23 protein-coding genes and 1 tRNA gene are annotated in these 26,649 nt (G+C 59.8%); 18 read left to right on the plus strand and 6 right to left on the minus strand.

Annotation, left to right across the window (positions count from 1 at the left end):
* The first annotated feature begins 281 nt into the window (after positions 1-281).
* From G5315_RS12020 to G5315_RS12060, 9 genes are all read left to right on the plus strand, one after another.
* Entirely contained in the window at positions 282-1,613 is a 1,332-nt protein-coding gene (locus G5315_RS12020) for a glutamine synthetase family protein (protein WP_005342613.1), read from the plus strand.
* A 294-nt stretch (positions 1,614-1,907) separates the two neighbouring features.
* Positions 1,908-3,269, plus strand: coding sequence for an aspartate aminotransferase family protein (locus G5315_RS12025; protein WP_421333102.1), 1,362 nt, complete (start codon positions 1,908-1,910; stop codon positions 3,267-3,269).
* Between the two features lie 53 nt (positions 3,270-3,322).
* Positions 3,323-4,420 carry an extracellular solute-binding protein gene (locus tag G5315_RS12030; protein WP_201937706.1) on the plus strand — a complete coding sequence of 366 codons (1,098 nt, stop codon included), beginning with the start codon at positions 3,323-3,325 and terminating at the stop codon, positions 4,418-4,420.
* Positions 4,421-4,538: 118 nt separating this feature from the next.
* The gene (locus tag G5315_RS12035; RefSeq protein WP_201937656.1) at positions 4,539-5,624 is read left to right on the plus strand and encodes a polyamine ABC transporter substrate-binding protein; all 1,086 of its coding nucleotides are present in this window, start codon (positions 4,539-4,541) and stop codon (positions 5,622-5,624) included.
* A gap of 78 nt (positions 5,625-5,702) precedes the next feature.
* Positions 5,703-6,857 (plus strand): polyamine ABC transporter ATP-binding protein, encoded by a 1,155-nt coding sequence (gene potA, locus G5315_RS12040; protein ID WP_005340704.1) that lies wholly within the window; start codon positions 5,703-5,705, stop codon positions 6,855-6,857.
* Positions 6,854-7,759: an ABC transporter permease subunit gene (locus G5315_RS12045; protein WP_005340703.1), complete on the plus strand. Its 906-nt coding sequence runs from the start codon at positions 6,854-6,856 to the stop codon at positions 7,757-7,759. The genes potA and G5315_RS12045 overlap by 4 nt, the downstream gene beginning before the upstream one ends.
* Positions 7,756-8,601 (plus strand): ABC transporter permease subunit, encoded by an 846-nt coding sequence (locus G5315_RS12050; protein ID WP_005340701.1) that lies wholly within the window; start codon positions 7,756-7,758, stop codon positions 8,599-8,601. The genes G5315_RS12045 and G5315_RS12050 overlap by 4 nt, the downstream gene beginning before the upstream one ends.
* A gap of 45 nt (positions 8,602-8,646) precedes the next feature.
* Positions 8,647-9,351, plus strand: a complete 705-nt coding sequence (locus G5315_RS12055) for an MOSC domain-containing protein (RefSeq protein WP_421333103.1) — start codon at positions 8,647-8,649, stop codon at positions 9,349-9,351.
* A gap of 155 nt (positions 9,352-9,506) precedes the next feature.
* Positions 9,507-9,583, plus strand: a tRNA-Pro gene (locus G5315_RS12060).
* 259 nt (positions 9,584-9,842) lie between these two features.
* On the opposite strand, the gene G5315_RS12065 is transcribed toward G5315_RS12060, so the two are convergent.
* A complete protein-coding gene (locus tag G5315_RS12065; protein WP_005356927.1) occupies positions 9,843-10,370 on the minus strand; it encodes a hypothetical protein in 528 nt (175 codons plus the stop codon).
* A gap of 124 nt (positions 10,371-10,494) precedes the next feature.
* On the minus strand, positions 10,495-10,959 hold the full coding sequence (locus G5315_RS12070) for a thioesterase family protein (protein WP_005355465.1): 465 nt from the start codon (positions 10,957-10,959) through the stop codon (positions 10,495-10,497).
* A 133-nt stretch (positions 10,960-11,092) separates the two neighbouring features.
* Here G5315_RS12070 and recQ point away from each other — a divergent pair, with 133 nt between their 5' ends.
* Positions 11,093-12,928: an ATP-dependent DNA helicase RecQ gene (gene recQ / locus G5315_RS12075; protein WP_421333104.1), complete on the plus strand. Its 1,836-nt coding sequence runs from the start codon at positions 11,093-11,095 to the stop codon at positions 12,926-12,928.
* Positions 12,929-12,995: 67 nt separating this feature from the next.
* On the opposite strand, the gene G5315_RS12080 is transcribed toward recQ, so the two are convergent.
* The gene (locus tag G5315_RS12080) at positions 12,996-13,298 is read right to left on the minus strand and encodes a c-type cytochrome (RefSeq protein ID WP_005340687.1); all 303 of its coding nucleotides are present in this window, start codon (positions 13,296-13,298) and stop codon (positions 12,996-12,998) included.
* Positions 13,299-13,403: 105 nt separating this feature from the next.
* On the opposite strand from G5315_RS12080, the gene G5315_RS12085 reads away from it, so the two are divergent.
* The 3 genes from G5315_RS12085 (at position 13,404) to G5315_RS12095 (ending at position 15,972) form a co-directional block, all read left to right on the plus strand.
* On the plus strand, positions 13,404-14,831 hold the full coding sequence (locus G5315_RS12085; RefSeq protein WP_421333105.1) for a protein adenylyltransferase SelO: 1,428 nt from the start codon (positions 13,404-13,406) through the stop codon (positions 14,829-14,831).
* Between the two features lie 10 nt (positions 14,832-14,841).
* Positions 14,842-15,129, plus strand: a complete 288-nt coding sequence (locus tag G5315_RS12090; protein ID WP_005355452.1) for a DUF3630 family protein — start codon at positions 14,842-14,844, stop codon at positions 15,127-15,129.
* A gap of 168 nt (positions 15,130-15,297) precedes the next feature.
* Positions 15,298-15,972 carry a 7-cyano-7-deazaguanine/7-aminomethyl-7-deazaguanine transporter gene (locus G5315_RS12095; RefSeq protein WP_115521501.1) on the plus strand — a complete coding sequence of 225 codons (675 nt, stop codon included), beginning with the start codon at positions 15,298-15,300 and terminating at the stop codon, positions 15,970-15,972.
* 270 nt (positions 15,973-16,242) lie between these two features.
* Here the strand turns inward: G5315_RS12095 and rraA are convergent, their stop codons facing one another.
* Entirely contained in the window at positions 16,243-16,728 is a 486-nt protein-coding gene (gene rraA / locus G5315_RS12100; RefSeq protein ID WP_005340678.1) for a ribonuclease E activity regulator RraA, read from the minus strand.
* Positions 16,729-16,874: 146 nt separating this feature from the next.
* Here rraA and G5315_RS12105 point away from each other — a divergent pair, with 146 nt between their 5' ends.
* Positions 16,875-18,728, plus strand: a complete 1,854-nt coding sequence (locus tag G5315_RS12105; RefSeq protein ID WP_216960316.1) for a methyl-accepting chemotaxis protein — start codon at positions 16,875-16,877, stop codon at positions 18,726-18,728.
* 122 nt (positions 18,729-18,850) lie between these two features.
* Positions 18,851-19,501 (plus strand): chromophore lyase CpcT/CpeT, encoded by a 651-nt coding sequence (locus tag G5315_RS12110; RefSeq protein WP_021230765.1) that lies wholly within the window; start codon positions 18,851-18,853, stop codon positions 19,499-19,501.
* Between the two features lie 100 nt (positions 19,502-19,601).
* Here G5315_RS12110 and rpmE read toward each other — a convergent pair whose 3' ends face one another.
* Positions 19,602-19,817, minus strand: a complete 216-nt coding sequence (rpmE, locus tag G5315_RS12115) for a 50S ribosomal protein L31 (RefSeq protein WP_005340673.1) — start codon at positions 19,815-19,817, stop codon at positions 19,602-19,604.
* Positions 19,818-19,964: 147 nt separating this feature from the next.
* On the opposite strand from rpmE, the gene priA reads away from it, so the two are divergent.
* Positions 19,965-22,172 carry a primosomal protein N' gene (gene priA / locus G5315_RS12120; protein ID WP_421333106.1) on the plus strand — a complete coding sequence of 736 codons (2,208 nt, stop codon included), beginning with the start codon at positions 19,965-19,967 and terminating at the stop codon, positions 22,170-22,172.
* Positions 22,173-22,236: 64 nt separating this feature from the next.
* Here the strand turns inward: priA and G5315_RS12125 are convergent, their stop codons facing one another.
* A complete protein-coding gene (locus G5315_RS12125) occupies positions 22,237-23,328 on the minus strand; it encodes a hypothetical protein (RefSeq protein ID WP_421333107.1) in 1,092 nt (363 codons plus the stop codon).
* 286 nt (positions 23,329-23,614) lie between these two features.
* Between G5315_RS12125 and G5315_RS12130 the strand changes: the two genes are divergently transcribed.
* A complete protein-coding gene (locus G5315_RS12130) occupies positions 23,615-25,048 on the plus strand; it encodes a DUF2867 domain-containing protein (RefSeq protein WP_421333108.1) in 1,434 nt (477 codons plus the stop codon).
* Positions 25,049-25,217: 169 nt separating this feature from the next.
* The gene (locus G5315_RS12135) at positions 25,218-26,444 is read left to right on the plus strand and encodes an aromatic amino acid transporter (RefSeq protein ID WP_069527627.1); all 1,227 of its coding nucleotides are present in this window, start codon (positions 25,218-25,220) and stop codon (positions 26,442-26,444) included.
* Positions 26,445-26,649 lie beyond the last annotated feature (205 nt).

Here is a 26,649-nt window from a genome sequence, read left to right on the forward strand (position 1 = left end):
AAAAAAATGGCCCCTTTAGCGGCTGATCTGACGGGATCTGACATCTGGTTTTGGCCGGTTGGCACCGGCTTTGCACTGGGGAGAGGCGAGACCACGAGTGTTTAGTATTTGGTGCCGACTTGGTCATTATATGCGCCGTTATTTATAGTTTTTTAAACACCACTGCTTGACATTACCCCTGATAGCGGGCTTTTATGGTGGTGTTGATTACAATTTGATAACAAGGGTGTTCCATATATTAGACACCCTTGCCAATGGCAACCGTAGAGTCGGGGTTTAACATGGACAGTATCAAGGGCTGGATGGAGAGCAATCGCATCACGGAAGTGGAGTGTCTCTTCCCTGATTTCACCGGCAACGCCCGGGGCAAGATCATCCCAGCCAACAAGTTTTTGCGAGAAGGGGGCATGCGTCTGCCCGAGGTGATCTTCACCCAGACAGTGACCGGTGAATATCCGGATGACGACAGCATGATCGATCCGCTGGAGCGGGACATGCAGCTCTATCCTGACCCCAACACCATCCGTTTCGTCCCTTGGGCGCTGGAACCTACCGCTCAGGTTATCCATGACTGTTACGACGTCAACGGCAAGCTGATCGACATTGCACCTCGCTCCGTACTGCGTCGGGTTCTGTCATTTTACGAGGCTCAGGGCTGGAAGCCGGTGGTGGCGCCCGAGCTGGAGTTCTATCTGGTCACCCGCAACGAAGACCCCGACTATCCGCTGATGCCGCCGGTAGGGCGCAACGGCCGTCCGGAGACAGCTCGCCAGTCCTTCAGTATCGATGCGGTCAACGAGTTCGATCCCATCTTCGAAGACATGTATGACTACTGCGAAGCGCAGGAGCTGGAGGTGGATACCCTGATCCACGAGTCCGGTGCTGCCCAGATGGAGATCAACTTCCTGCACGGGGATGCCATCGATCTGGCGGATCAGGTGTTCCTTTTCAAGCGCACCATGCGTGAGGCGGCCCATCGCCACGGCATCTACGCCACCTTTATGGCCAAGCCGATGAGCAACGAGCCGGGCTCCGCCATGCACATCCACCAGAGTCTGGAGGATATGAACGGTCGAAATCTGTTCGGTACCCCGGATGGCGGCAACTCCGAACTCTTCATGCATTTCATCGCAGGTCTGCAGAAGTACACCCCGGCGGTGACAGCCCTGCTGGCTCCCAATGTCAACTCCTACCGCCGCCTCACCTTCGGTGAGAGCGCGCCACGCAACGTCCAGTGGGGTGTCGAGAACCGCACCTGTGGTCTGCGGGTACCCTTCTCCGACCCGAGTGCCCGCCGGGTGGAGAACCGCTTCGCCGGTGCCGATGCCAACCCCTATCTGGCGCTGGCCGCCACCCTGGCGTGCGGCTATCTCGGCATGATGGAGAAGCTGGAGCCCATGCAGGAGATGAAATCCAGCGCCTACGACCTGCCCTACAGTCTGCCCCGCTCGCTGGAGGAGGCGCTCAGCCATCTCGAACAGTGCGAGCCGATCAAGGAGATGTTGGGGGAGCGCTTCACACGCGCCTTTGTCGCGGTCAAACGCAAAGAGTACGAGACCTACTTCGGGGTGATCAGCCGCTGGGAGCGAGAGTTCCTGCTGCTGAACGTCTGACCCGGATGCGTGCCGGCCACGCATCGTCCGAATCGGGGAGGCAGGCTGCCTCCCCTGCCTGTAACCGGTAATACGGGATGGAGGAGTGCCTCCGCCTGCGGATGGTTGTGAGCGGAAGTTGGCTCGCCACCGCTCTGGTTGCATGGTTGATAACAGTTTTTGGCTCGAATTGAAGGATGTGAGGAGCAGGCCGTGCCGCAGTCCACGCGAAAGTGGCAGTGATTGCGGGAGTGGCAGCCCTCCTGATGATTGACGAACAGAACCAGCTAAATCGAAGGAACCGAGGAGCTAACAATGCAACAGACTACCCGTGAGTGGCAGCAGCAGGATGCCAGCCACCACCTGCACCCCTTTACCGACTTTCAGGCCCTGAACAAGAAGGGCAGCCGTATCATCACCAAAGCCAGCGGCGTCTATCTGGAAGACTCCGAAGGCAAGCGCATTCTGGACGGCATGGCGGGGCTCTGGTGCGTCAATATGGGCTATGGTCGGCAGGAGCTGGTGGATGCCGCCACCCGTCAGATGCAGCAGTTGCCCTACTACAACCTCTTCTTCCAGACCACGCACCCGCCGGTGATCGAGCTGGCCACCTTGCTGGCCGAAGTGACGCCATCCCATCTCAACCATGTATTCTTTACCGGCTCCGGCTCCGAGTGCAACGACACCGTGCTGCGGATGGTGCGCCACTACTGGGCCAGCAAGGGGCAACCGGAAAAACAGGTGATCATCAGCCGCCACAACGCCTATCACGGCTCCACAGTGGCGGGGGCGAGTCTGGGTGGCATGAAAGGGATGCATGCCCAGGGTGGTCTGCCCATTCCCGGCATAGTGCACATCGACCAGCCTTATCACTTCGGTGAGGGGCAGGGGATGAGTGCCCACGAGTTCGGGCTGGAGCGGGCCCGTCAACTGGAGCAGAAGATTCTGGAGCTGGGGGTGGAGAAGGTGGCCGCCTTTATCGGCGAGCCGATCCAGGGGGCGGGCGGTGTCATCATTCCGCCTGACAGCTACTGGTCGGAGATCCAGCGCATCTGCGATCACTACGGCATTTTGCTGATAGCCGACGAGGTGATCTGCGGCTTTGGCCGTACCGGCCACTGGTTTGCCAGCGAAGGGTTTGGCATCAAGCCGGATCTGATGTGTCTGGCCAAGGGGATTACCTCCGGTTATATGCCGCTCGGCGCTGTGATGGTGAGTGACCGGGTTGCCAAGGGGCTGGTGGAAGAGGGGGGCGAGTTCAACCACGGCTTCACCTACTCTGGCCATCCGGTCTCTTGCGCGGTGGCGGTGGCCAATATCCAGCTTATGCAAAAGGAGAGCATAGTTAAGCGAGTGCATGATACCATCGGCCCCTATTTGCAGCGCCGCTGGGCAGAGCTGGCTGACCACCCGCTGGTGGGTGAAACCCGTGGCCGCGGGCTGGTCGCCGCCCTGGAAATCGTCCAGGACAAGCAGACCAACCGGCGTTTCCCGGCCCATGCCAATGCCGGGATGACTTGCCGGGAATTCTGTTTTAACAATGGCTTGGTGATGAGGGCGGTAGGCGATACCATGATCATATCGCCCCCCTTGGTGATCACCGAGGAACAGGTTGATGAATTGGTCAAGCTAGCCAGGCTCAGTCTGGATCTGACGGCTGCAAAGCTGAAGGGATAGCTGCCGCCAGGCAGGTTGGCATGCGCATACAATTTGCTTAGGAGACAAGGATGATGTCTTTCAAAACGGGAGTGATCGCTGCCTCTGTGGCTCTGGTCATGGCAAGTGCCGGAGCAATGGCTGAAGAGAAGGTGTTGCACGTCTACAACTGGAGCGACTATATCGCCCCGGATACCCTGGAAAACTTCCAGAAGGAGACGGGCATCAAGGTGGTTTATGACGTGTTTGACAGCAACGAGGTACTGGAAGCCAAGTTGCTGGCTGGTAAATCCGGCTACGACATCGTGGTGCCGTCCAACCCCTTCCTGGCCAAACAGATCAGGGCTGGCGTGTTCCAGAAGCTGGACAAGTCCAAGCTCTCCAACTGGCAAAATATGGATACCGACCTGCTCAAGGCGCTCGACCCGAGCGATCCGGGCAACCAGTACTCCATCCCCTATCTGTGGGGCACCATCGGTTATGCCTACAATGCCGAGAAGGTGAAGGCCGTACTGGGGGCCGATGCGCCGCTCAACTCCTGGGATCTGGTGTTCAAGCCGGAGAACATGGCCAAGCTGAAGGAGTGCGGCGTCTCCTTCCTCGACTCGCCGACCGAAATGTTACCGGCCGCCCTGCAATATCTGGGCTTCAAACCGGATAGCCAGAAGCCGGACGAGCTGAAGAAGGCCGAGGAGCTGTTCCTCTCCATCCGTCCCTATACCGCCTATTTCCACTCCTCCAAGTACATCTCGGATCTGGCCAACGGCAACTTGTGTGTTGCTGTCGGTTACTCCATGGATTTGCAGCAGTCCAAGGCGCGGGCGGCGGAAGCCAAAAATGGCGTGGCACTGACCTACACCATTCCGAAAGAGGGGGCTGGCAGCTTCTTTGACATGATCGCCATCCCGGCGGATGCCAAGAACGTCGAGGCGGCCCACACCTTCATCAACTATCTGATGAAGCCCGACGTGATCGCCAACATCACCAATCAGGTGCAGGCGCCTAACGGCAACAAGGCGGCGACCCCGCTGGTTGACGAGGCGATCCGTACCGATCCGGGGGTTTATCCGGACTCTGCAACCTTGCAGAAGATCTACACCTTCCCGGATCTGCCGGCCAAGGTGCAGCGTCTGATGACCCGCAGCTGGACCAAGATCAAGTCCGGTAAGTAAGTAACGAATACCCCTCCCGGTCCGCAGTTCGGCCGGGAGGGTAGTGATGCCATCCATCCGGATGGGCCGCGCGAATGGATGCGCAGACGGTCAACCACTGAACAGGAGAACTGACACCGTGAATACAACCAGATTGCTAACCATAGCGCTGACCATGGGATTGGCGAATGCAGTCCAGGCAGCCCCTGTGCTCCATTTCTACAACTGGTCTGACTATATCGGCGAGACCACCCTCAGCGATTTCCAGCAGGAGACCGGGATCAAGACCGTCTATGACGTATTTGACTCCAACGAAACCCTGGAAGGCAAGTTGCTGACCGGACGGACCGGTTACGATCTGGTGGTGCCCTCAAATAATTTCCTCTCCAAGCAGATCAAGGCGGGGGCTTTCCAGAAGCTGGACAAGAGCTTGCTGCCCAATCTGGCCAACCTGGATCCCGTGCTGCTCAAGCAGCTCGAGAAGGTGGATCCGGGCCATCAGTACGCAGTGCCCTATCTGTGGGGAACCAACGGCATCGGCTACAACGTCGACAAAATCAAGGCGGTGCTGGGGGTCGACAAGATCGACTCCTGGGCGGCCATCTTCGAGCCGGAAAACATGGAGAAGCTCTCCCGTTGCGGCGTCGCCTTCCTCGACTCGGCAGACGAGATGATCCCGGCTGCCCTCAACTACCTTGGTCTGAACCCCAACAGCCAGGACGCGGCCGATATCAAGCGCGCCGAGGCGCAGTTGCTCAAGGTGCGCCCCTATGTGGCCTACTTCCACTCCTCCAAATACATAGGTGATCTCGCCAACGGCGATATCTGTGTGGCAGCGGGCTTTTCCGGCGACATCTTGCAGGCGGCAGCCCGTGCCGACGAGGCAGGCAAGGGGGTGAAGATTGCCTACAGCATTCCTAAAGAGGGGGGCAATCTCTGGTTCGACATGATGGCGATCCCGTCTGATGCCACCAATGTCAAAGAGGCACATGCTCTCATCAACTATGTTCTGCAGCCCGAGGTGATCGCCAAGGTCAGCAATTATGTGGGCTATGCGAACCCCAATGCCAAGGCTGGCGAGTTCATGGATGAGACGGTGCGCAATGATGAGGGGGTTTATCCGCCTCAGGCTGTGCTGGAGCGGCTCTATGTGCAGGAGGCACATTCCCGCGCGGTACAGCGTCAAATCACCCGGAGTTGGAGCAAGATCAAGTCCGGTACCTGACCTTGGTGCCCGCTCTGGGGCGCCAAATCGCTTTTATGGATTGGCCGTGAGGCCAGTATCACGTTAGGGAGTTTGGTAATGGCGATAGCCTCCAGTGCCTACAAGAAAGCCCTCGAGGGCAGTCAGCAGCGCAAAGAAGTGCTGGTGAAAATTGATCGGGTAAGCAAGCAGTTCGACGAAACGCTGGCGGTCGATAACGTATCTCTCAATATTCACAAGGGGGAGATTTTCGCCCTGCTCGGCGGGTCCGGTTCCGGCAAATCGACCCTGCTGCGGATGCTGGCCGGTTTCGAGCGCCCGACCGAGGGGCGGCTGTTCCTCGACGGGGTCGACATCACCGACATGCCCCCCTATGAACGCCCCATCAACATGATGTTCCAGTCCTACGCCCTGTTCCCCCATATGACGGTGGCCCAGAACATCGCCTTTGGCCTCAAGCAGGATGGCCTGCCCAAGGCCGAGATTGATGCCCGGGTGGAGGAGATGCTCAAGCTTGTGCAGATGACCCAGTATGCCCGTCGCAAACCGCATCAGCTCTCCGGTGGCCAGCGTCAGCGGGTGGCGTTGGCTCGTTCCCTGGCCAAGCGTCCCAAGTTGCTGCTGCTGGATGAACCCATGGGGGCGCTCGACAAGAAGCTGCGTTCCAAGATGCAGCTGGAGCTGGTTGAGATCATCGAGCGGGTCGGGGTTACCTGCGTCATGGTGACCCACGATCAGGAAGAGGCCATGACTATGGCGGAGCGGATCGCCATCATGCACCTCGGCTGCATCGAGCAGATCGGCAGCCCGATGGATATCTACGAGACTCCGGCCAGTCGGCTGGTGTGCGAGTTCATCGGCAACGTCAACCTGTTTGACGGCCTGCTGGTGGAGGATGAGCAGGACCACGCCACCATCGCCTGCGCCGATCTGGAGCAGCCCATCTATGTGGGCCACGGCATCAGCTCCCGCGCCGAAAACAAGAAGGTGACCTACGCCCTGCGGCCGGAAAAACTGCTGATGAGTCTGCAAAAGCCGGAGGAGATCGAGCACCCGGACTTCAACTGGACCAAGGGTGAGGTCTATGACATCGCTTATCTGGGCGGTCACTCGGTTTATCACATCCAGCTGCCCTCGGGCAAAATCGTTCAGGCTTTCATCGCCAATGCCGAACGCCACGGCAAGCGGCCAACCTGGGATGACCAGGTGTTCCTCTACTGGGAAGATGACAGCGGCGTGGTGCTGCAATCATGAAGTTCTTGCAACGACTAAAGCGGGTCGGGGGGCGCCGACTGGTGATTGGCATCCCCTTCTTCTGGCTGTTCCTCTTCTTCCTGCTGCCCTTCGTCATCGTGGTGAAGATCAGTTTTGCGGAAGCGGATGTGGCGATCCCGCCCTACACCGACGTGGTGAGCTGGGCCGACAATCAGCTCACCATCCTGCTCAATATGGGCAACTACCTGCTGCTGCAGGAGGATGAGCTCTATATCGCGGCCTATCTGGGCTCCCTCAAGATGGCCTTCGTCAGCACTTTGCTCTGCCTGCTGATTGGCTATCCGATGGCCTATTCCATCGCTCGGGCCAACAAGGAGACCCAGACCGTTCTGCTGCTGCTGATCATGATGCCGACCTGGACCGCCATTCTGATCCGGGTCTATGCGTGGATGGGGATCCTCAGCAACAACGGACTGCTCAACAGCGTCTTGCTGGGGATCGGGGTGATCGACGAGCCGCTGCAGATCCTCAACACCAACCTGGCGGTCTATATCGGCATCGTTTACTCCTATCTGCCCTTCATGGTGCTGCCGCTCTACGCCAATCTGGTCAAACACGATCAGAGCCTGCTGGAGGCTGCCTCCGACCTGGGGGCGCGCAACCTGACCCGTTTCTGGCAGATCACGGTGCCGCTCTCCAAGAACGGCATTATCGCCGGCTGCATGCTGGTGTTCATTCCGGTGGTGGGGGAGTTCGTTATTCCGGAAATGCTGGGCGGCCCGGAGACCCTGATGATCGGCAAGGTGCTGTGGCAGGAGTTCTTCAACAACCGCGACTGGCCGGTTGCCTCTGCGCTGGCGGTGGTGATGCTGGCGGTGCTGATCATTCCGATCATCCTGTTCAACCGTAACCAGGCCAAAGAGCTGGAGGGCAAGGCATGATGAGACGTTTCGGTTTTGCCAAGCTGATGCTCTGGCTTGGGCTGCTGTTTATCTACCTGCCCATGATCATCATGGTGATCTATTCCTTCAACGCCTCCAAGCTGGTGACGGTGTGGGGTGGCTGGTCGCTCAAGTGGTATTTCGGCCTGCTCGACAACAAGCAGCTGATTGGATCCGTGTTCCGCTCGCTGGAGATCGCCTTCTACACCGCGATCGCCGCGGTGGCGCTGGGGACGGTGGCGGCATTCGTGCTGACCCGAATTCCCCACTTCCGTGGTCGCACCCTGTTCGGCGGCATGGTGACGGCGCCGCTGGTGATGCCCGAGGTGATCACCGGTCTGTCGCTGCTGCTGCTGTTCGTGGCCATGGCCCAGCTGGTGGGCTGGCCCGCCGAACGGGGCATGCTGACCATCTGGATCGCCCACACCACCTTCTGTACCGCCTACGTGGCGATCGTGGTGTCGGCGCGGTTGCGGGAGCTGGATCTCTCCATCGAGGAGGCGGCAATGGATCTCGGCGCCAAGCCGTGGAAGGTGTTTTTCCTGATCACCATCCCGATGATCGCCCCCTCGCTGGCGGCAGGCGGCATGATGTCGTTTGCCCTGTCGCTGGATGATCTGGTGCTGGCGAGCTTCGTCTCCGGCCCGGGCTCGACCACCTTGCCGATGGAGGTCTTCTCGGCGGTGCGGCTCGGGGTGAAACCCGAGATCAACGCGGTAGCCAGCCTGATCCTGTTGTCGGTATCGCTCTTTACCTTTGGCAGCTGGTATCTGATGGCCAGGGCGGAGAAGCGCCGTCGTGCCGAGATCGCCATGACCACCCAGATGCAGGCCGTGGTCTGACGGCATGATAAGATCCGCCTACTCTCGTCAATCTGGAGGATGAGTATGCGGATCACCCTTTTTAGCGGTCGTGGCACCGAGCTGGTGCCCGGCCTCACCAGTGCCATTCACAAGCAACCGATCTCTGCACCAGTTCGCTGTACCTTTGCCGGTCTGGAAGGGGATGAGCAGTGTGACCTGCGCCACCACGGTGGCCCGGATCGGGCGCTCCACTACTATCCTGCCGATCACTATCTCTGGTGGCAGACCTGGCAAACCGCACTGGACTTGCCTGCGCCACGTACCCCCTGGCAACCTGCCGCCTTTGGCGAGAACCTCTCCGGTATCGGTCTGACCGAGGTGCAAGCCTGCATTGGCGATGTCTATCGACTCGGCGAGGCACTGATCCAGATCAGCCAGCCGAGATCCCCCTGTTTCAAGCTCAACCAGCGCTTTGGCTATGGCCAGATGTCGCAGGTGATACAACTGAATGGCCGTTGTGGCTGGCTGCTGCGGGTGCTGGAGGAGGGGAGGGTGTCGCCGGAGTCGGCCATGGAGCTGGTAGACAGACCCTATCCCGAACTGACGGTGAAGCGCACGGCGGATATCCTATTCAATCAGGTGCGCAATGAAGCGGATCTGCTGATGTTGCTGGAGAATCCGGCCCTTTCCCCCAACTGGCGCCAGCATGCAGCCGACTGGCTGGAGCATGGCACTGTGGCTGACTGGCAGCGCCGTCTGCTGGGACCGGCATCCCTGCGCCTGGCCTGACAGTCGGTTACCGGAATGTCACCAGCTGGCTGCAGCCCGGTAAACGGATGAAAAGAGTGCTGAATAGTTGAGCGAACAGCACTTTTTTTCCTGCAAAATGCAAAAAAGGCTTGTGTCAGGTCTGGGCTTTCGGTAAATTCCCGTCCCGCAGACATCGGTGTGTAGCGCAGCTTGGTAGCGCACTTCGTTCGGGACGAAGGGGTCGGAGGTTCGAATCCTCTCACACCGACCAAATTTGAAAAGGCCGCTCAATAGAGCGGCCTTTTTGCATTTTCCTTCCAGTTACTCGGTTTTTCATTAGCTGCTGACCTGTTACCTGGCCAAGTGATCTGACTTGATGTATGCAGGGTCGAAGCAAGCCCACAGACATTAAAAGGGCCACCGCTCGGTGGCCCATCGGTGGAGTCTGATCCTGACTCCGGCACTCTAGATTGTGGCAATCTCGCTATGGGTCTTGTCTATGGTGCCCTCCTTGCGCGCCAGGCGCTTACTCAGATATGCCAGTGCTGATGCCGCAAAGCCTTGAAACTGTGTTGAGGCAGCAAGGCCGCGTGCTTGGGGTACTCACTAATGAAATGTTCTATTCCCTCCATCAGTTGTGCACGTAATGAAATAACGGGCTCATGCCAGGCTTGCAGGCATAGATGGCCGGGGATCAACTGCTCCTGATAATCTTCCAGCAGCTGTTCTGGCCAGGGTTCAATACCGGAATTGCGTTGCAGCAAATAGTGGGCGGCGGGTTCACGGGCATAAATGAACTGAATTTGGGCCAGATCGCGTTGGCATAGCGTTTGACTGTTGATATGACAGGTCAAATATTTTCCCGTTTTCAGATCCAGAAAGTGACCGCGTTGCCGACAGGGAACGATGCGATACCAAGGCAGGGGTGAGGAGAGAGAATACCCCTCAAGCTCCTGTTCCAACCAGTGGCGACACTCGGGTGTCTGCACCTCGTCGAGCATGGACTCGAGCTGTGTCAACAAGGCTCTGGATGGTTTGATGGCCAGTTTCGCACTCATCGCCTGCAATCCTCCCTCTGCACACAATCCCGACTATCAGTATGGACCTTGTTCGGCCAGAGGGGGTAAGGAATCTAATGATTAAAAGTAGATTAGCCGCGTGGTTTTTATGCACTAACTTGGTTCAACCCACCAGATAGGTACCAGTGCCGAAGGCGATGTGGGTGCCCTCTTCGTTGTGCAGCTCCATCCGGGCGACGGCCACCTTGCTGCCTGCCCGGATGATGTGGGCGGTGGCGATAAACTCGTTGCCGCGCCCCGGCCGCAGGTAGTCCACCCGCAGATCTATGGTGCCGAGGCGAGCGAAGCGCTCCTTGAGATAGCTGGGGGAGAACTCCTCCAGCTCGTCGATGCAGGAGGCGGCGACGATCATGCCGCCCGCCACATCCAGCAGCGTGGCGGTGACACCGCCGTGCAGGATGTTGTGGAAGGGGTTGCCGATTAGCTTCTCGTCCATCTTGATGCGCAGTTCCACCTTGTCGAAGTCGTAGTGGGTCACCTGCATGCCGATCAGCTTGTTGAACGGCATCTTCTCGGCAAACAGGTTGGCAATGCCACTGAGCGCCATCTTCTTGAGCATCTGTTTCATTCTCTGATCCCAATCCTTGTCATCAAAGCCGAGTAAAAACTCCAGCCAGTCTGCAACAGTTCCTTAACAGTCGCAATGGCAGGTTTATTGTGGGCGGCGGCTGCTTTAGAATGGCGACCCCAAAGGAGAGCCCATGACCGCGATTGCCGAAACCCTGCCAGATCCTCAGCCAGAGAGTCCGCTTGCCCTGCTGCAGGCGGTCTTCGGCTATCAGCAGTTTCGGCCGGGTCAGCTCGAGATCATCGAGCAGATCGTCGCGGGGCGCGATGCGCTAGTCCTCAAGCCCACCGGTGGCGGCAAGTCGCTCTGCTACCAGATCCCGGCACTGCTGCGGCCCGGGCTCGGTGTGGTGGTCTCTCCCCTAATTTCGCTGATGAAGGATCAGGTCGACAGCCTGCGCGCCAACGGCGTAGCGGCGGTCTACATCAACTCGGCCCTCAGTCGGGAGGAGATGATTCAGAACTTCGCCGCCATGCGTCGCGGCGAGATCAAGCTGGTCTATGTCTCCCCCGAGCGACTGTTGCAGCACGAGTTTATGGATCGGCTGGCCGAGCTGCCGCTCGGGCTGTTCGCCATCGACGAGGCGCACTGCGTCTCCCAGTGGGGCCACGATTTCCGGCCTGAGTATGCGGCGCTGGGGCGACTCAAGCAGTGGTTCCCGCAGGTGCCGGTGGTAGCACTGACCGCCACTGCCGACGAGGCGACCCGCAGCGACATGCTGCACCGGTTGGAGCTCAACGATCCCTTCATCCACACCGCCAGCTTCGATCGCCCCAATATCCGCTACAGCCTGGTGGAGAAGTTCAAGGCGGCCGAACAGTTGTTGCGTTACGTGCAGAGCCAGAAGGGCAACTGCGGCATCGTCTACTGCTCCAGTCGCAACCGGGTGGAGGAGGTGGCCGAGCGGCTATCCCGCCACGACTGCAAGGCCGCGCCCTATCATGCGGGGCTGCCGCTCGAGCAGCGCCAGCAGACCCAGGATGCCTTCCTCAAGGATGACATCGAGATCGTGGTGGCGACGGTGGCGTTCGGTATGGGCATCGACAAACCCAATGTGCGCTTCGTGGTGCACTACGACATCCCGAAGAACATCGAATCCTACTATCAGGAGACCGGCCGCGCCGGGCGCGATGGCACTCCCGCCGAGGCGCTGCTGCTCTACGATCCCGCCGATATCGGTCGGGTGCGCCGCCTGCTCGACAACATCGAGAACCCGCAGCAGCTGCAGGTGGAGCAATACAAGCTCAACGTGATGGCAGCCTTTGCCGAGGCGCAGACTTGTCGCCGCCAGGTGCTGCTCAACTACTTTGGCGAGTACAACGACAAGCCGTGCGGCAACTGCGATATCTGTCTCGATCCGCCCAAGAGCTATGACGGCACCGAAGATGCCCAGAAAGCACTCTCCTGCGTTTGGCGGGTGGGGCAGAACTTCGGGGTGGGCTATGTGGTGGAGGTGCTGCGCGGTTCCCTCAACCAGCGCATCAAGGATCACGGCCACGACAAGCTCTCGACCTACGGCATCGGCAAGGATCAGAGCCATGAATACTGGATGAGCGTGATCCGCCAGCTGATCCACAAGGGGCTGCTGACCCAGAACATCACTCGCAATCTGGTGTTGCAGCTGACCGAAGCGGCCCGCCCTGTGCTGCGTGGTGATGTGAAGCTGGAGCTGGCGGTGCCCCGCCTGCAGCCTATCTCCAGCCGCAAGGAGAAGCGCAACGGCCTGCTCGATAACGCCAACTACGACAAACGGTTGTTCAAGGAGCTGCGAGGCCTGCGCAAGCAGATTGCCGAGGACGAAGAGGTGCCGCCCTACGTGGTGTTCAACGATGCGACCCTGGTTGAGATGGCTCAAGTGATGCCGATGACTGAAGACGAGATGCTGGCCATCAACGGCGTCGGTCACCGCAAGCTGGAACGCTTCGGTGAAGCCTTTATGGACCTGATCATCGACTACTGCCGTCGTTAGGGTCGATTAGGCAGCCTAATCGACCACGGTAAGCGCGGCTCGGAAGAACCTCGGTTCAGACGCGAGGTTATTTCAGGCTGGCGTAGAAGGCGGCCAGATTGTCGATATCCGCATCGGTCAGCGGCGCCATGAAGGGGTCCATCAAGGGCTCTTTGCGGGTGCCATCCTTGAACGCTTTCAACTGTTTCACCAGATAGGCGGCATTCTGACCCGCCAGATGGGGATAGTTGGGGATCATCGCCTTGCCTTCCACGCCGTGACAGGCAGCACAGACCGCCGCTTTGGCTTTGCCGGCTTCGATATCGGCAGCCTTGGCCTGATGACCCCACGCCAGTGCCAGCAAGGGCAGGGCATATACCCATTTTTGCATCTTCTTCTCCTTGAATTGAAAAATGATGGTCGCCAGTTAGCGCAAGCATGGCTGACGGCAGTATAAAGAGTGACACGAGCATACGCAGGGACGAATGGTACAACCATGAAGTTGATCAACACTTTTGCGACCGAGTTGCCCTGGGCCTGTGAACCTGTGGTGCCCCAGCCGCTGCAGCAACCCCGGTTGCTTCATCTCAACCGGGCTTTGCTGGATGAGCTGGGATTGGGAGGCATCAGCGAGGCTGACTGGATCGCCTGTTGTGGCGAGGGAAAGGTGCTGCCCGGTATGCAGCCGGTAGCTCAGGTCTATGCGGGCCATCAGTTTGGGGGTTATAGCCCGCGGCTTGGGGATGGCCGCGCGCTGCTATTGGGTGAGCAGCAGGCGCCTGATGGTCAGCGCTGGGATCTGCACCTGAAGGGGGCAGGAAAGACGCCGTTTTCCCGTTTTGGTGACGGCCGCGCCGTGCTGCGCTCCAGCATCCGCGAATATCTCGCCTCCGAAGCGCTCCATGCTCTCGGCATCCCGACCACCCGGGCGCTGGTATTGGTGGGGAGTCAGGAGCCCGTTTATCGCGAGCAGGTTGAGACAGGGGCGACTGTGCTGCGCACCGCCCCCAGCCATCTGCGCTTCGGTCATATCGAGTATTTCGCCTGGAGCGGGCAGGGGGAGAAGATCCCGCCACTCATCGACTATCTGCGGCGCCACCACTTCCCCGAACAGGAGAGTGGTGCCGAACTGTTTACCGAAGTGGTGCGCCGCACCGCGCGGTTGATTGCCAAATGGCAGGCGGCGGGGTTCTGTCACGGGGTGATGAACACCGACAACATGTCGCTGCTCGGCCTGACGCTGGATTACGGGCCATACGGCTTTATCGATGCCTATGTGCCGGACTTTGTCTGCAACCACTCGGACCCTGCGGGCCGCTACGCGCTGGATCAGCAGCCCGCGGTCGGTTATTGGAATCTGCAAAAGCTGGCGCAGGCGCTGGCTGGCCATGTAGACGGTGATGCGCTGGCTGCTGCGTTGGCCCAGTACGAACGGCAGCTGATGCTGCACTACTCCGAACTGATGCGGGCCAAACTCGGGTTGGCGATGTGGGAGGAGGATGACCCGGCGTTGTTCCGTGAGTTGTTCCGGTTGCTGGCGGCTAACAAAGTGGATTACCACCTGTTCCTTCGCCGTCTCGGTGAGGTGACGCAAGAGGGGGCGTGGCCTGCATCTCTGCTGGCCCTGTTGCCTGAACCACTGGGTTGGCAGGCGTGGCTGGAGCGCTATCGGGCGCGGCTGATGCTCGAAGGCAGCGAGGATGCCGTGCGCAAGGTGCAGATGGATGGCATCAATCCCAAGTATGTGCTGCGCAATGCGCTGGCCCAGCAGGTGATAGACGCCGCCGACGCAGGGGATATGCGGCCTTTCGAGCGGCTGTTCGCCGCCTTGCAGCGCCCCTATGATGAACAACCCGAATATGAGGATCTCGCCACCCCGACTCCGGCATGGTATTGCGGTGGTGAGCTCTCCTGCAGCAGCTGAGAGACAGGGAATGAGTTGGCAAATCAAACAGGTAGATAGCGAAGCTGGCGTGGTGACGCTGGATTGTCCGGCACTCGACTGGGACACGTTCCCGCTGTTGGCGCAGGCCTTGCTGCGAGAGTGGGAGCTGCAGCCGCTCGAGCAGGATGCGGGGGCCGACCGCCATAGCTGGTTGCTGGTGTTTGAAGGGAGCCAGTTTCGGCTGGAGTACGAACACTACAGCGGCTGCTGGCTGGAGGCGGTGCGCCCGGCGGATCGGGAGGCGCTGCTCTGGCTCGCCAGACAGCACAAGGCGTGACTATCGCCCACAAGGCCTGCAAGGCCTGCTCTGCCGCTGGCCAACCTGGACAAGCGTAATCGCATAAAGATTGAACTATCGGTTTGGGGGCGTATAATCTCGCCCCTCGATTATCGTCAATGGTGGCGATATGGGTTCCCTAACCCCATTAACCAAAAAGGTCACAAGATGAATTTGACCCCTGCGCAGTACCAAACGGCGCTCGTTCGCCTGTCGTTGTTCCACATCCTGATCATTGCCAGCAGCAACTATCTGGTGCAGCTGCCGATCACCGTGTTTGGCTTCCATACCACCTGGGGTGCGTTCAGCTTCCCGTTTATCTTCCTGGCGACCGACCTGACAGTGCGGATCTTCGGTGCTGGTCTGGCACGCAAGATTATCCAGACCGTGATGCTGCCTGCGCTGGCAGTCTCCTATGCGCTCTCTGTGCTCTTCTTTGAAGGGAGCTTCCAGGGCGTTGGTCATCTGGCCGAATTCAACCTGTTCGTGGCGCGTATCGCACTGGCCAGCTTTATGGCCTATCTGGTAGGGCAGTTCATGGATGTGGTGGTGTTCAACCGCCTGCGTCTGCTCAAGCAGTGGTGGATTGCGCCAGCGGCCTCCACCCTGTTCGGTAATCTGGTCGATACCATCGCTTTCTTCAGTGTGGCCTTCTGGCGCACCACAGATCCTTTCATGGCAGAGCACTGGGTCGAGATCGCAACCGTCGATTACGTATTCAAGTTGCTGATAAGCCTTGGTTTGTTCGTGCCGCTCTACGGTGTCTTGCTGCGCTACCTCAGCCGCAAGCTGGTGGGCGAGGCCGGATTATCCAGCCTGCACACGGCCACCCGGCAAGCCTGACCAGATTGACCACCCTTCGCGGTGGTCAATTTTTTTGCACTTTCTGCAAATAGCGCTTGCCTACTTAAATGAGAATGATTATTGTTAACTTGTTTTCCGGGAAAGACTTCATTCGTTCCAACGTGATGGACTTCTTGTGAAGGCACGACATTGCTCACATTGCTTCCAGTTAAGGGCCAGTTTATCTGGCCCTCTTTTTTTGTCATTTTTCAGCAAGTTGCAGGCATAAAAAACGGGAGCCAAGGCTCCCGTCGTCACTCTGCCTGTGGCTTACTCGATATCGAGTGCCTCGGGGGAGAGGATCACCCCTGTGGTATCGGCGTAGAGGTGGTCGTCAGGCAGGAAGGTCACGCCACCGAAGTTGACCGGCAGATCGGTCTCCCCTACATCCTTGCTGTCGGCACCGACCGGAATGGCAGCCAGTGCCTGAATGCCGATATCCAGATCTTCCAGAATATCGACTTCGCGGACGCAGCCGTAGCAGACAATCCCTTCCCAATCATTCTCGGCCGCCGTGGTGGCGATGTCGCTGTCAATCAGGGCACGGCGCATGGAGCCACCGCCATCGATCAGCAAGACACGTCCCAGCCCATTCTCTTTGACGAGTTCACGGATCAGGCCATTCGATTCGAAGCATTTGACGGTGGTGATGACGCCGCCGAAAGAGGCGCGGCCGCCGAAGGAGCAGAGCATGGGTTCAAGCACATCCACCATGTCCTGATAGATGTCGCACAGTTCAGAAGTATTGTATTCCATAGTGTCAAATCCACGGCTGGAAACAGGTGCAACCAGTATAAGGAGTGGGTGTGGCATTTCAATGAATATTCCTTGCACAGATCACCTGTCGCCGCTTTTCTGCATAAGCTCAATGCAGTTCACTGCCAGTTTGCGAGAGGTCCATCGTGCTTATCCGTCATAAGTTGATCCTGAATACCGTGCTGGTTGCCGTTGCCATGCTGGTACTGAGCGGCCTGTTTATCTACTCCAGCCAGGTGCACCGTCATCTGACCGAAGCCCAGCGCAATATCGACCAGCTGGAGATCGCCATGCTCAACTTGCGGCGGGCCGAGAAGGATTTTCTGATCCGCAAGGATATGACCTTCGTCGAGCGCTTCAATCAGGGGCTGTCAGATTTTCACCAGCACAACCGGGAGCTGGTGACTGATGACAATCTGGCGGCCGTCGAGGGGGAGCTGACCAGACTGGATCAGCAGATCAGCGGTTATGGCAAAGCCTTCAATGATCTGGTGGCCCAGCAGCAGAAGATTGGTCTGGGGCCTGAGGAGGGGCTCTATGGCAAGCTGAGGGCGGCGGTGCATGAGGTGGAGAATGGGCTCAAGCAGCTGGATCAGCAGGGGCTACTCATCACCATGCTGCAACTGAGGCGGGCGGAGAAAGACTTCATGCTGCGTTCCGATATCCAGTATCTGGAGCGTTTCGAGACCTTGCACAAGAGTTTTCAGGATAGCCTTGCCACTTTGCCGGAGGCGGGTCGCGGCAAGCTGGAGCAGGCCAGCAAGCAGTACCGGCAGGACTTTGTGGCGCTGGTGCAGGGGATGCAGGTACTGGGGCTGAAAGAGGATGAGGGGCTGCGCAACCAGATGCGGGATCTGGTGCATCAGACCGAACAGGGGTTTGCCGCCGTCGATCAGCACATTGTCGCTGAGCTGGAGCGGCAGAGCGCTCGCCTCAACAGCCTGATGCTGGTCTGTGGCGGGGTGATTGTGGTGCTGATCGGCATCATGAGCGTGCTGCTGGGGCGCAGCATCGACCGTCCCATTACTAAGGTGAATGATACCGTCAACCGCATTCGTCAGGATAATGACCTGCGCCTGAAGATAGAGCTGCGCGGGGCAGATGAAATGGCCCAGCTGGCAGGTAATCTCGACGTGATGCTGGGCGGGTTTCGCGACCTGATTGGCGATGTGAAGCAGAGCGTGCACACCCTGACCGAAGCGGCGGATCACCTCTCGGCCAACGTCAAACGCACCAGTGAAGGGGCGGCGCGCCAGCTGCAGGAGACCGATATGGTGGCGACCGCGTCCACCGAGATGGGCTCCACCATCGAAGAGATCGCCCGCAACACCGAGCAGGCGGCCAACAATGCGCAGGCGACCAACAACAAGGCGATGGAGGGGCGGACTGCGGTCGAGAACACTGTCGAGCAGATCCGCTCGCTGGCGGGCAATCTGGAGAGTTCATCTCGCGAGGTGAGCCAGCTGCAAAAAGAGAGCGAGACCATCGGCTCCGTGCTTGACGTGATCCGCGGCATTGCCGAGCAGACCAACCTGCTGGCCCTCAACGCGGCCATCGAAGCAGCCCGGGCAGGGGATCAGGGGCGCGGCTTTGCGGTGGTGGCCGATGAGGTGCGCAATCTGGCCATCCGTACCCAGAAATCGACCCAGGAGATTGCCGGCATCATCAGCTCGCTGCAGAAACAGACCGGCAGCATCGTCGAGGTGATGGCAACCTGCCGCGAGCAGGGCAACCGCAGCTCGGATCAGGCCAGTACCGCAGGGGAGTTGCTGGGGCAGATCACTCAGGATGTTACCAACATCATGGACATGAGCACCCAGATTGCGGCAGCCATCGAACAGCAGAGTCTGGTGGCCAACGAGGTGAACCGCAACGTCAACAACATCCGCGACATCGCCCAGGAGTCGAGCATCATGGCAGAGGAAAATGCGAGATCCAGCGAGGGTCTCAACGAGCAGGCCCAGCTGCTCAACAAGGCGGTGGCAAAATATCGGGTTTAGTGAGCGGACTGGCATCCTTGTGAGGTTTTTGCACCAGAGTGGCAATGATTTGATCGTAATGGCTGTTATTGGGGTAATTCGCTCATATAATCGCCGCCACTATGATGATTCGGAAGGATTCGATGGCAAAGTTGCTGGTGGCCGTATTCGGGCTGCTCTGTTCCTGTCTGGTGTTGGCAGGCTCGGCGCCTCAGGCTACCCCACTCAAGCCCGGTATGGAACCGCTGCTCAGCTGGTTCAACGGGGCCTTTACGAGCCGGGAGCAGGCCAGTTACGACAGCCGCTTTACCAGTGCCGAGCTGCGTCTGATGGAGATTTGGCCCGGCTATCAGGGCTATCGCTGGGTCTATGCCGAGCAGTATCTGAGCATGCGCTCCGTCCGCCCCTTTCGCCAGCGTATTTATCGCTTCTCACCCGCCCCTGACGGGCGGATCCTGATGGCAGAGCTGACCATGCCCCGTGCCACCGATTTTGCCGGTGCCTGGCATGATCCCGCCCTGCTCGACAGTCTGACCCCGCAGCAGCTCTCCTTGCGCCACGGTTGTGAGATCTGGCTGACACGCACTCCCTCCGGCGAATATGCCGGTCACACCCGGGTGGGCCACTGCTCCACCGATTTTGGTGGTGCCACGACGCTGGTGCAGCATATCTGGATTGGCCCCGACAGCGTCAGATTGCTGGATCGCGCCTATGACAACGCAGGGAGCCCGCGCTGGGGCAGCCCGGGTGAGGGGTATGTCTATTTGCGTCGTTCCAAAGGGTTTGGCCAGTAGGGGAGAGTGCGTCTGGCTGCGGGAACATGAAGGATGAAAAACAGGGATCGTAAAAAAGGCGCCCATTGGGCGCCTTTTTCAGAATTCTTCAGAAGTAAAATTACTTCTTGGTGGTCATCGCACCGAAACGCTTGTTGAACTTGTCTACGCGGCCGCCGCTAGAAACTTCTTTCTGCTTGCCGGTGTAGAACGGGTGGCACTCGGAGCACACGTCCAAGTTCAGATCTTTACCGATGGTAGAGAAAGTGTTGATGACGTTACCGCAAGAGCACTTGGCGGTGATGGCTACGTAGTCAGGATGGATACCAGCTTTCATGGACAACCTCAATTAATTGGCCGTGTCGCCATCCGATCTCTTGTCGGACACCACACGATTGTTGAACACAGTTTCAAAGGCTGCGAATAATATAGGAAATGCCTGAGATCAGGCAAGTGGCTTCGCAGAAAAAATAGGCAACACCTGGTGAATTCTTCCCAAACGCTGGATCTGGTTCGTGTCGCTGTCCCGGTACCGTTACGCCGTCACTTCGACTATCTCTCTCCCCTGCCGTTACCTGCCCCCGGTTGCCGGGTCGAGATCCCTTTCGGTCCCCAGACCCTGGTCGGGCTGGTGGTGGAGCACCCGGCCGACAGCCAGGTGCCCCGCAACAAGCTCAAGCCCATCAAGCGCGTACTCGATGCGACGCCGGTGCTGGGGCCGGATATTCTGGCGCTGATGAACTGGAGCGCCAGCTACTACCAGCATCCGCTGGGGGAAGTGCTGCCCCACGCCCTGCCGGTGTTGGTGCGCAAGGGGGAGCCTGCTGCTTATCGTGAACTGGAGTTCTGGTTTGCCACCGAGGCGGGCATGGCCATCGATCTCAACGAGCTCAAGCGGGCGGCCAAGCAGCAGCAAGCGCTCGCCTTGCTGCGCAAGGGGCCGCAGACCCCCTCCGCCCTCAAGCAGGAGGAGATCCAGAGTGCAGCACTCAGCGCACTGGAGAAGAAGGGGCTGCTGGAGAAGCGTTCACTGGAGCCGAGCCACGATGGCGACTGGGCTGCCCGCTTTGAGCCGGGGGAGGGGCTGCGCCTCAATGGCGAGCAGGCGCTGGCTGTCTCTGCCGTTACCAGCCAGAGCGACAAGTTCGGCGCCTTTCTGCTGGACGGCATCACAGGTTCCGGCAAGACCGAGGTCTACCTGAGCATCCTCGAACCCCTGCTCAAGGCGGGCAAGCAGGCGCTAGTGATGGTGCCGGAGATCGGCCTGACCCCGCAGACCATCAACCGCTTCCGGCGCCGCTTCAACGTGCCTGTGGTAGCGATGAACTCGGCCATGAACGATCGGGAGCGGCTTGATGCCTGGCTCGCCTGTCGCGACGGCGGCGCCGCCATCCTGATCGGCACCCGCTCCGCGGTGTTCACCCCGTTTCACAACCTCGGCATCATCATCATCGACGAGGAGCACGACGGCTCTTTCAAGCAGCAGGACGGTTTTCGCTACCACGCGCGGGATCTGGCGGTGATGCGGGCTCATCGTGCCGGTATCCCCATCCTGCTTGGCTCGGCCACCCCGTCGCTGGAGACGCTGCACAACGCCCGCACCGGCAAGTATCACCATCTCACCCTGACTCGCCGTGCCGGCAATGCCCAGACTGCCCGTCAGGTGATCCTGGATATCAAGAACGTGCGGTTGCAGGCCGGGCTCTCTCCCCAGCTGGAGCAGCTGATGGCGGAGCATCTGGTGGCGGGTAACCAGGTGATACTGTTTCTCAATCGCCGTGGCTATGCCCCGGCTCTTATTTGCCACCAGTGCGGCTGGAGTGCCGCCTGCGAGCGCTGTGACGCCTGGTACACCTGGCATCAGGCTGGACGACGACTGCACTGCCACCACTGCGACAGCGTGCGCCCCTTGCCCCACCACTGCCCCGAGTGTGGCAGCAACGAGCTGATCGGATCGGGAGTGGGCACCGAACAACTGGAACAGCTGCTCACCACGGTTTTCCCGCAATATCCCGTAGTGCGCATCGATCGGGACAACACCCGCCGCAAGGGGGAGCTGGAGACTCACCTCGGCGACATCAAGGCGGGCAAGTACAAGATCCTGATCGGCACCCAGATGCTGGCCAAGGGCCACCACTTCCCGGATGTGACCTTGGTGGGGCTGCTGGATGTGGATGGCGCCCTGTTCAGCGCTGATTTTCGCGCAGCTGAGAAACTGGCCCAGCTCTACACCCAGGTGGCGGGCCGTGCCGGTCGCGCCAGCAAACCCGGGTTGGTGGTGCTGCAGAGCCATCATCCGGAGCACGCCCTGCTGCAGGATCTGACCCAGAATGGTTACGGCCACTTCGCCGATACGGCGTTGAAAGAGCGCCGCCTGCTGGGGCTGCCGCCGTTCAGCTATCAGGGGCTGTTTAGGGCCGAGGCCAACGGCCGCGACGAGGTGCAGCTGTTCCTCGCCCGCCTCGCCGATACCCTGCGCAGCGCCCGCTATCCCAACGTTCAGGTGCTGGGGCCCATCAGCGGCTTTATGGAGCGCAAGGCGGGCAAATTTCGCATGCAGTTGCTGCTGCAGGGGCCGAACCGGGCACCGCTGGCCCAACTGCTGGATTGGGCGGTGAAGGAGCTGGAAGGCTGGCCCGAGACCAAAAGGGTGCGCTGGAGTCTGGATATCGACCCCACCGAGCTGAGTTGATAGTGCCGGAGTCGGTCGCTGGCAGCTCTCGTCAGCGACCGGGTTTGCCATGCGGGTGCGGGGTTCAGATCCGCAGATCGATCTGCTGCACCCAGCCTCCCTTACCTTGTTCGGTGAGATAGAGGCCGGATTGGCGCAGCACCCCCTGATTGCCGCTCTCCCCCAGATGGTTGAAGGGGGTGTCGAGGGGACGTAGCAGGATGGCGCCGATCCCCAGCTCCACCAGAGCGATAGGGGCGTGCTCGGGATGCCAGAACTGCAGGGCTGAAAACTGGCTATCCCCCTCATCCAGCACCCCGTTGCCATCCTCATCCAGGGTTGCCAGCTCGCCGAAGCCATTGCCGGAGCGGGCACCAAACAGCTCGCCGCCATCGTCTATGGTGCCGTTGCCATTGCGATCCAGCGCCACAAAGCCGCTGCCTTCCCGCAGACCCGGCAGGCTATCCTCTTTGCCATCCTGATCAATATCGAAAGTGACACGTGCCTCGGTCAGATCGGCAATCTTGCCATCCAGACTGAGCACCAGCGGATCCTTGAGGGCATTGAGGGTGGTGCGTCGCTGGCTCACCTCCAGCTGACGCCAGTCGAGCACAAAGCCGAGATCGAGCTGAATAGTCTGACCATCTTGAGTCGCTACGCTGGCCGATGCCACCACGTTGAGCTGCTCCTGTTGCAGCAGGGTGTCAGTCACCTCCACCAGTTGATCCGGCTCGTCGGCTTGAGCAGCGGCGTCTCTTTGGGTCACTCCATCGCCTCCTTCTTCGGAGGGTTTGATCGGCTTGGGCAGCTCGATTTCGTGGCCCAGCATCGCCTCAATCATCAGCTTGATCAGTCGCTGGCGGTTATCCAGCCCATCGTCGGGAATGCCATCCTGCTCTTTGCCGACGTCCGCTGCGGGCGGGGAGGGCGGTGTTGCTGCTTGCTGACTGGCGGCGGATTGCCTTGCGGTTTGCAGCGTCAGGGCGCTGGTGAGGGTCAGGGTGCTGCTGCGTTCGCCGGCCGCGGCCGTGTTGTTGCCCTCCGGTGGATTGACGGCGGGTGGCACTGGCCCGAGGTTGCGCACCTTGCGGCTCTGGGCCTGTTGTTGCCGGTATTGCACCTCCCCCTGGAGGTCGTAGTGATCGATGCGCATACGTTCGCCCTCGGCGCTATACATCTGGTCAGTTATCGACCAGCCAATGAGCAGGGCTTAACACCAAATCGGACTAATCAGAGAGGTGGTTAGTACTAGGTTGCAAGGTGGTGACGTGGCAGGATGGCAAGAGACTGGATGGTGGCGCAGTGGTTGAACATTTTCAGGTAGCGCTGCGCACGCTGGCTGACAAGCGGCATCGGTGAGGATAGGGAGAATTACATGAGAAATTGTCTGGTGATGGGTGTGGCGGGATATGGTGGATTCCTGTCTGGCGCCCCTTGCATCAATGATGTTGAGGGCTTCACTCATGCGTAACTGTCTGGTGATGGGAGCGGCAGGATATATCGGTTCCTATCTGGTACCCCACCTGCAGACCCTCGGCTACAAGGTGATTGCCGGGGCGCGCCGTCCCTGCCGATTGCCTGAGGGGGTCGAGTTTCGCCTCGCCGACAGCCTCAAGCCCATCACACTGCTGCCTGCGCTGGCGGGCATAGATACCGTCTTCTATCTGGTGCATGCCATGGGGGCGGGGGCCGATTTTCACCGATTGGAGCAGCAGGGGGTAAAGAACTTCGCTGCCGCCGCCCGTGCTGCCGGGGTGCGCCGTATCATCTATCTCGGGGCAATCCAGCCCGAGCAGTGCAACAGCCGCCATCTCAACTCCCGCCGCCACTGTGGCGAGCTGTTTCGCGAATCCGGTGTGCCGACGGTGGAGCTGCGCGCCGGCATCATCATCGGGCCCGGTTCGGCGGCGTTCGAGGTGATGCGGGATCTGGTGTTCAACCTGCCGATGATGGTGACGCCCAAATGGGTGCGCTCGCGCACGCCGCCGATTGCGCTGTCCAACCTGCTTCACTATCTGGGCGGGTTGGTGGAGGCCGACGAGGTGGATGGCCACATCTTCAATGCGGTCGGCCCCGAGCTGCTCAGCTATCAGCAGCAGTTGCAGAAGTTCGCCGCCCATATCGGCAAGCGCTGCCCCATCATTCCCATCCCGTTTCTGAGTCCGCGCCTCTCCGCCTGGTGGCTGCAGTTCGTCACCTCGGTGCCTCAGCCGGTGGCCAAGGCGCTGGTGGGGGGTCTCAAGCACGATATTCCGGCCGATGATGGCCCGCTGCGGGCCCTGCTGCCACAGACTCTGCTCAGCTTCGACGAGGCGCTGGCGGAGAGTCTGGCGCTGGAGCAGAAGCTGGGTGCCGAGCAGCAGGGGCAGGAGACCCCCCTCGGCCTGCGCTGGCGCCATCCCGAATATGGCTTCTACGACCGCACCGCCAGCGGCGAGGCCATCTGTCTCGCCTCTCCCGAGGTGGTGTGGCAGGTGTTGCAGCAGCTGGGGGGTGAGCAGCGCTACTTCTACATGAACGAGCTGTGGGTGGTGCGCGAATGGATGGATCACCTGATTGGCGGCCCGGCCCGCACCCGTGGCCGCACCAATCCGGATCGTTTCGTGAAGGGGGACATGCTCGACTCCTGGCAGATCCTCGGGGTGGATGAGGGGCGCAGGCTCGATCTCTTGTTCAACATGAAGGCCCCGGGCGTCGGGCGGCTGGAGTTCAACATCCTGCCGGAGGAGTCCGGGTTGACCCGCATCCGGGTCACCGCTCACTGGCACCCGCAGGGCGCCTGGGGGCTGGCCTACTGGCTCGCCATGCTGCCGTTCCACCTCTTTATCTTTCAGGGGATGACCGAAGCCATCGCCCGTCAGGCCGAAGCGAGAGCGGGTATCCCGGTGATGGATTAACCCCTCTTCACATCATTTCCGCTGATAGAGTGCCCCGTTCGGGGCACTTTGTATGCGGCGGCCATGCCCGGTTATGACAGATAGTGGTAGGCGTCTTATGGCAAAGGCTGGCATCATGCCGCGGTCTTGTTTACCGCGGATAGATAATCAGTCAGAAAAAGAAGGGATTATGAAGAAAAAACCGTCAATTTTGGGGGGCGCCTGCATCATTGCCAGCGTCTGCGTGGGAGCCGGCATGCTCGGTCTGCCGAGTTCTGGGGCGGGGGCCTGGACCCTCTGGTCGGTGCTGGCGCTGACCGTCACCATGGTGATGATGACCCTCTCCGGCTGGATGCTGCTGGAATCCTTCCAGCACCACGATATGCGGGTCTCCTTCAATACCGTGACTCGCGAGCTGCTGGGGGAGAAGCTCAATCTCCTCAACAACCTCTCGGTCTACTTTGTTGGCGGCATTCTGCTCTACGCCTATATCACCTCCTCCGGTGCCATCCTGCAGGGCATTCTGGGGATCGACAGCAAGCTCGCGTCCGTGCTGTTCGTGGCGCTCTTCTCTGCGGTGGTGTGGCACTCGACTCGCGCTGTTGACCGTATTTCGGTGGTACTGATCGCCTTCATGATCCTCAGTTTCGCCCTCGGTGTGGCCGGGCTGCTCGGCAGTATCAAGCTGCCGACCCTGCTCGATCTGGCGGGCAGCGAGAGTCGTTATGCCCCTTATGCCATGGCGATGCTGCCGGTGGCGCTCACCTCGTTTGGCTATCACCACTCTGTTGCCTCCCTGCGTGCCTATTACCAGAACGAGCAGCAGGCCAGATGGGCCATTCTGGGGGGAACCCTGATCGCGCTGGCGCTCTACGTGCTCTGGCTGCTGGGGATCTTCGGCAACCTGCCCCGCCAAGATTTTGCTCCGGTGATTGCCAAGGGGGGTGACGTGAGTGTGCTGCTCTCCGCGCTTTCAGGGGTGATCGAATCGGAGAAGGTGGCCAGCGCCATCAACGGCTTCTCCATGGCGGCCATCCTCTCCTCCTTTATCGGGGTGGGGCTCGGGGTGTTCGACTACCTGGCTGATCTGTTCAAGTTCGACAACAGCCGCGCCGGTCGCAGCAAGACCTGGGCGGTCACCTTCCTGCCGCCGTTGGTGCTCTCTCTGCTCTTCCCGTTCGGTTTCCTGCTGGCCATCGGCTATGCCGGTGCCGCCGCCACCATCTGGACCTGCATCATCCCGGCATTGCTGGTGCTGCGCACCCGGGCGCGGGCCGAGCGGGGCGAAGTGACCCCCCATTTCGTCACCCCCGGCGGCAAGCTGATGGCCTGGCTGCTGATCCTGTTCGGATTGGCGACCGCGCTGTTCCACTTCCTGTCGATGGCAAATCTGTTGCCGGTCTATCTGGGCAACTGAGTCAGGTCTACAGCTCTGACAGAAAGGGCGGCAAGGCCAACTTGCCGCCCTTTTTGCACCATTTTTACCCCATACAGCAGGATCTATAACTAAAGTGGTAGGTGTGGGTGGGGTAAGGTGCTGAAATAACTGGTCTGATCTGGCTGGCGGTAGCATGATCTGCTGGGCATGCCCGCCGCTTTCTTTTATGATCCCCGCCCTTCTG

Source organism: Aeromonas sp. 603607 (assembly GCF_049171595.1).
Lineage (GTDB): Bacteria > Pseudomonadota > Gammaproteobacteria > Enterobacterales > Aeromonadaceae > Aeromonas > Aeromonas veronii.

What these genes read in the sequence shown, in the direction of transcription:
- G5315_RS12020 (WP_005342613.1), top strand. Translation starts at nt 282, where the DNA reads ATGGACAGTATCAAGGGCTGGATGGAGAGCAATCGCATCACGGAAGTG.
- G5315_RS12025 (WP_421333102.1), top strand. Translation starts at nt 1,908, where the DNA reads ATGCAACAGACTACCCGTGAGTGGCAGCAGCAGGATGCCAGCCACCAC.
- G5315_RS12030 (WP_201937706.1), top strand. Translation starts at nt 3,323, where the DNA reads ATGTCTTTCAAAACGGGAGTGATCGCTGCCTCTGTGGCTCTGGTCATG.
- potA (WP_005340704.1), top strand. Translation starts at nt 5,703, where the DNA reads ATGGCGATAGCCTCCAGTGCCTACAAGAAAGCCCTCGAGGGCAGTCAG.
- G5315_RS12045 (WP_005340703.1), top strand. Translation starts at nt 6,854, where the DNA reads ATGAAGTTCTTGCAACGACTAAAGCGGGTCGGGGGGCGCCGACTGGTG.
- G5315_RS12050 (WP_005340701.1), top strand. Translation starts at nt 7,756, where the DNA reads ATGATGAGACGTTTCGGTTTTGCCAAGCTGATGCTCTGGCTTGGGCTG.
- G5315_RS12055 (WP_421333103.1), top strand. Translation starts at nt 8,647, where the DNA reads ATGCGGATCACCCTTTTTAGCGGTCGTGGCACCGAGCTGGTGCCCGGC.
- G5315_RS12065 (WP_005356927.1), bottom strand. Translation starts at nt 10,370, where the DNA reads ATGAGTGCGAAACTGGCCATCAAACCATCCAGAGCCTTGTTGACACAG.
- G5315_RS12070 (WP_005355465.1), bottom strand. Translation starts at nt 10,959, where the DNA reads ATGAAACAGATGCTCAAGAAGATGGCGCTCAGTGGCATTGCCAACCTG.
- recQ (WP_421333104.1), top strand. Translation starts at nt 11,093, where the DNA reads ATGACCGCGATTGCCGAAACCCTGCCAGATCCTCAGCCAGAGAGTCCG.
- G5315_RS12080 (WP_005340687.1), bottom strand. Translation starts at nt 13,298, where the DNA reads ATGCAAAAATGGGTATATGCCCTGCCCTTGCTGGCACTGGCGTGGGGT.
- G5315_RS12085 (WP_421333105.1), top strand. Translation starts at nt 13,404, where the DNA reads ATGAAGTTGATCAACACTTTTGCGACCGAGTTGCCCTGGGCCTGTGAA.
- G5315_RS12090 (WP_005355452.1), top strand. Translation starts at nt 14,842, where the DNA reads ATGAGTTGGCAAATCAAACAGGTAGATAGCGAAGCTGGCGTGGTGACG.
- G5315_RS12095 (WP_115521501.1), top strand. Translation starts at nt 15,298, where the DNA reads ATGAATTTGACCCCTGCGCAGTACCAAACGGCGCTCGTTCGCCTGTCG.
- rraA (WP_005340678.1), bottom strand. Translation starts at nt 16,728, where the DNA reads ATGGAATACAATACTTCTGAACTGTGCGACATCTATCAGGACATGGTG.
- G5315_RS12110 (WP_021230765.1), top strand. Translation starts at nt 18,851, where the DNA reads ATGGCAAAGTTGCTGGTGGCCGTATTCGGGCTGCTCTGTTCCTGTCTG.
- rpmE (WP_005340673.1), bottom strand. Translation starts at nt 19,817, where the DNA reads ATGAAAGCTGGTATCCATCCTGACTACGTAGCCATCACCGCCAAGTGC.
- G5315_RS12125 (WP_421333107.1), bottom strand. Translation starts at nt 23,328, where the DNA reads ATGTATAGCGCCGAGGGCGAACGTATGCGCATCGATCACTACGACCTC.
- G5315_RS12130 (WP_421333108.1), top strand. Translation starts at nt 23,615, where the DNA reads ATGCGTAACTGTCTGGTGATGGGAGCGGCAGGATATATCGGTTCCTAT.
- G5315_RS12135 (WP_069527627.1), top strand. Translation starts at nt 25,218, where the DNA reads ATGAAGAAAAAACCGTCAATTTTGGGGGGCGCCTGCATCATTGCCAGC.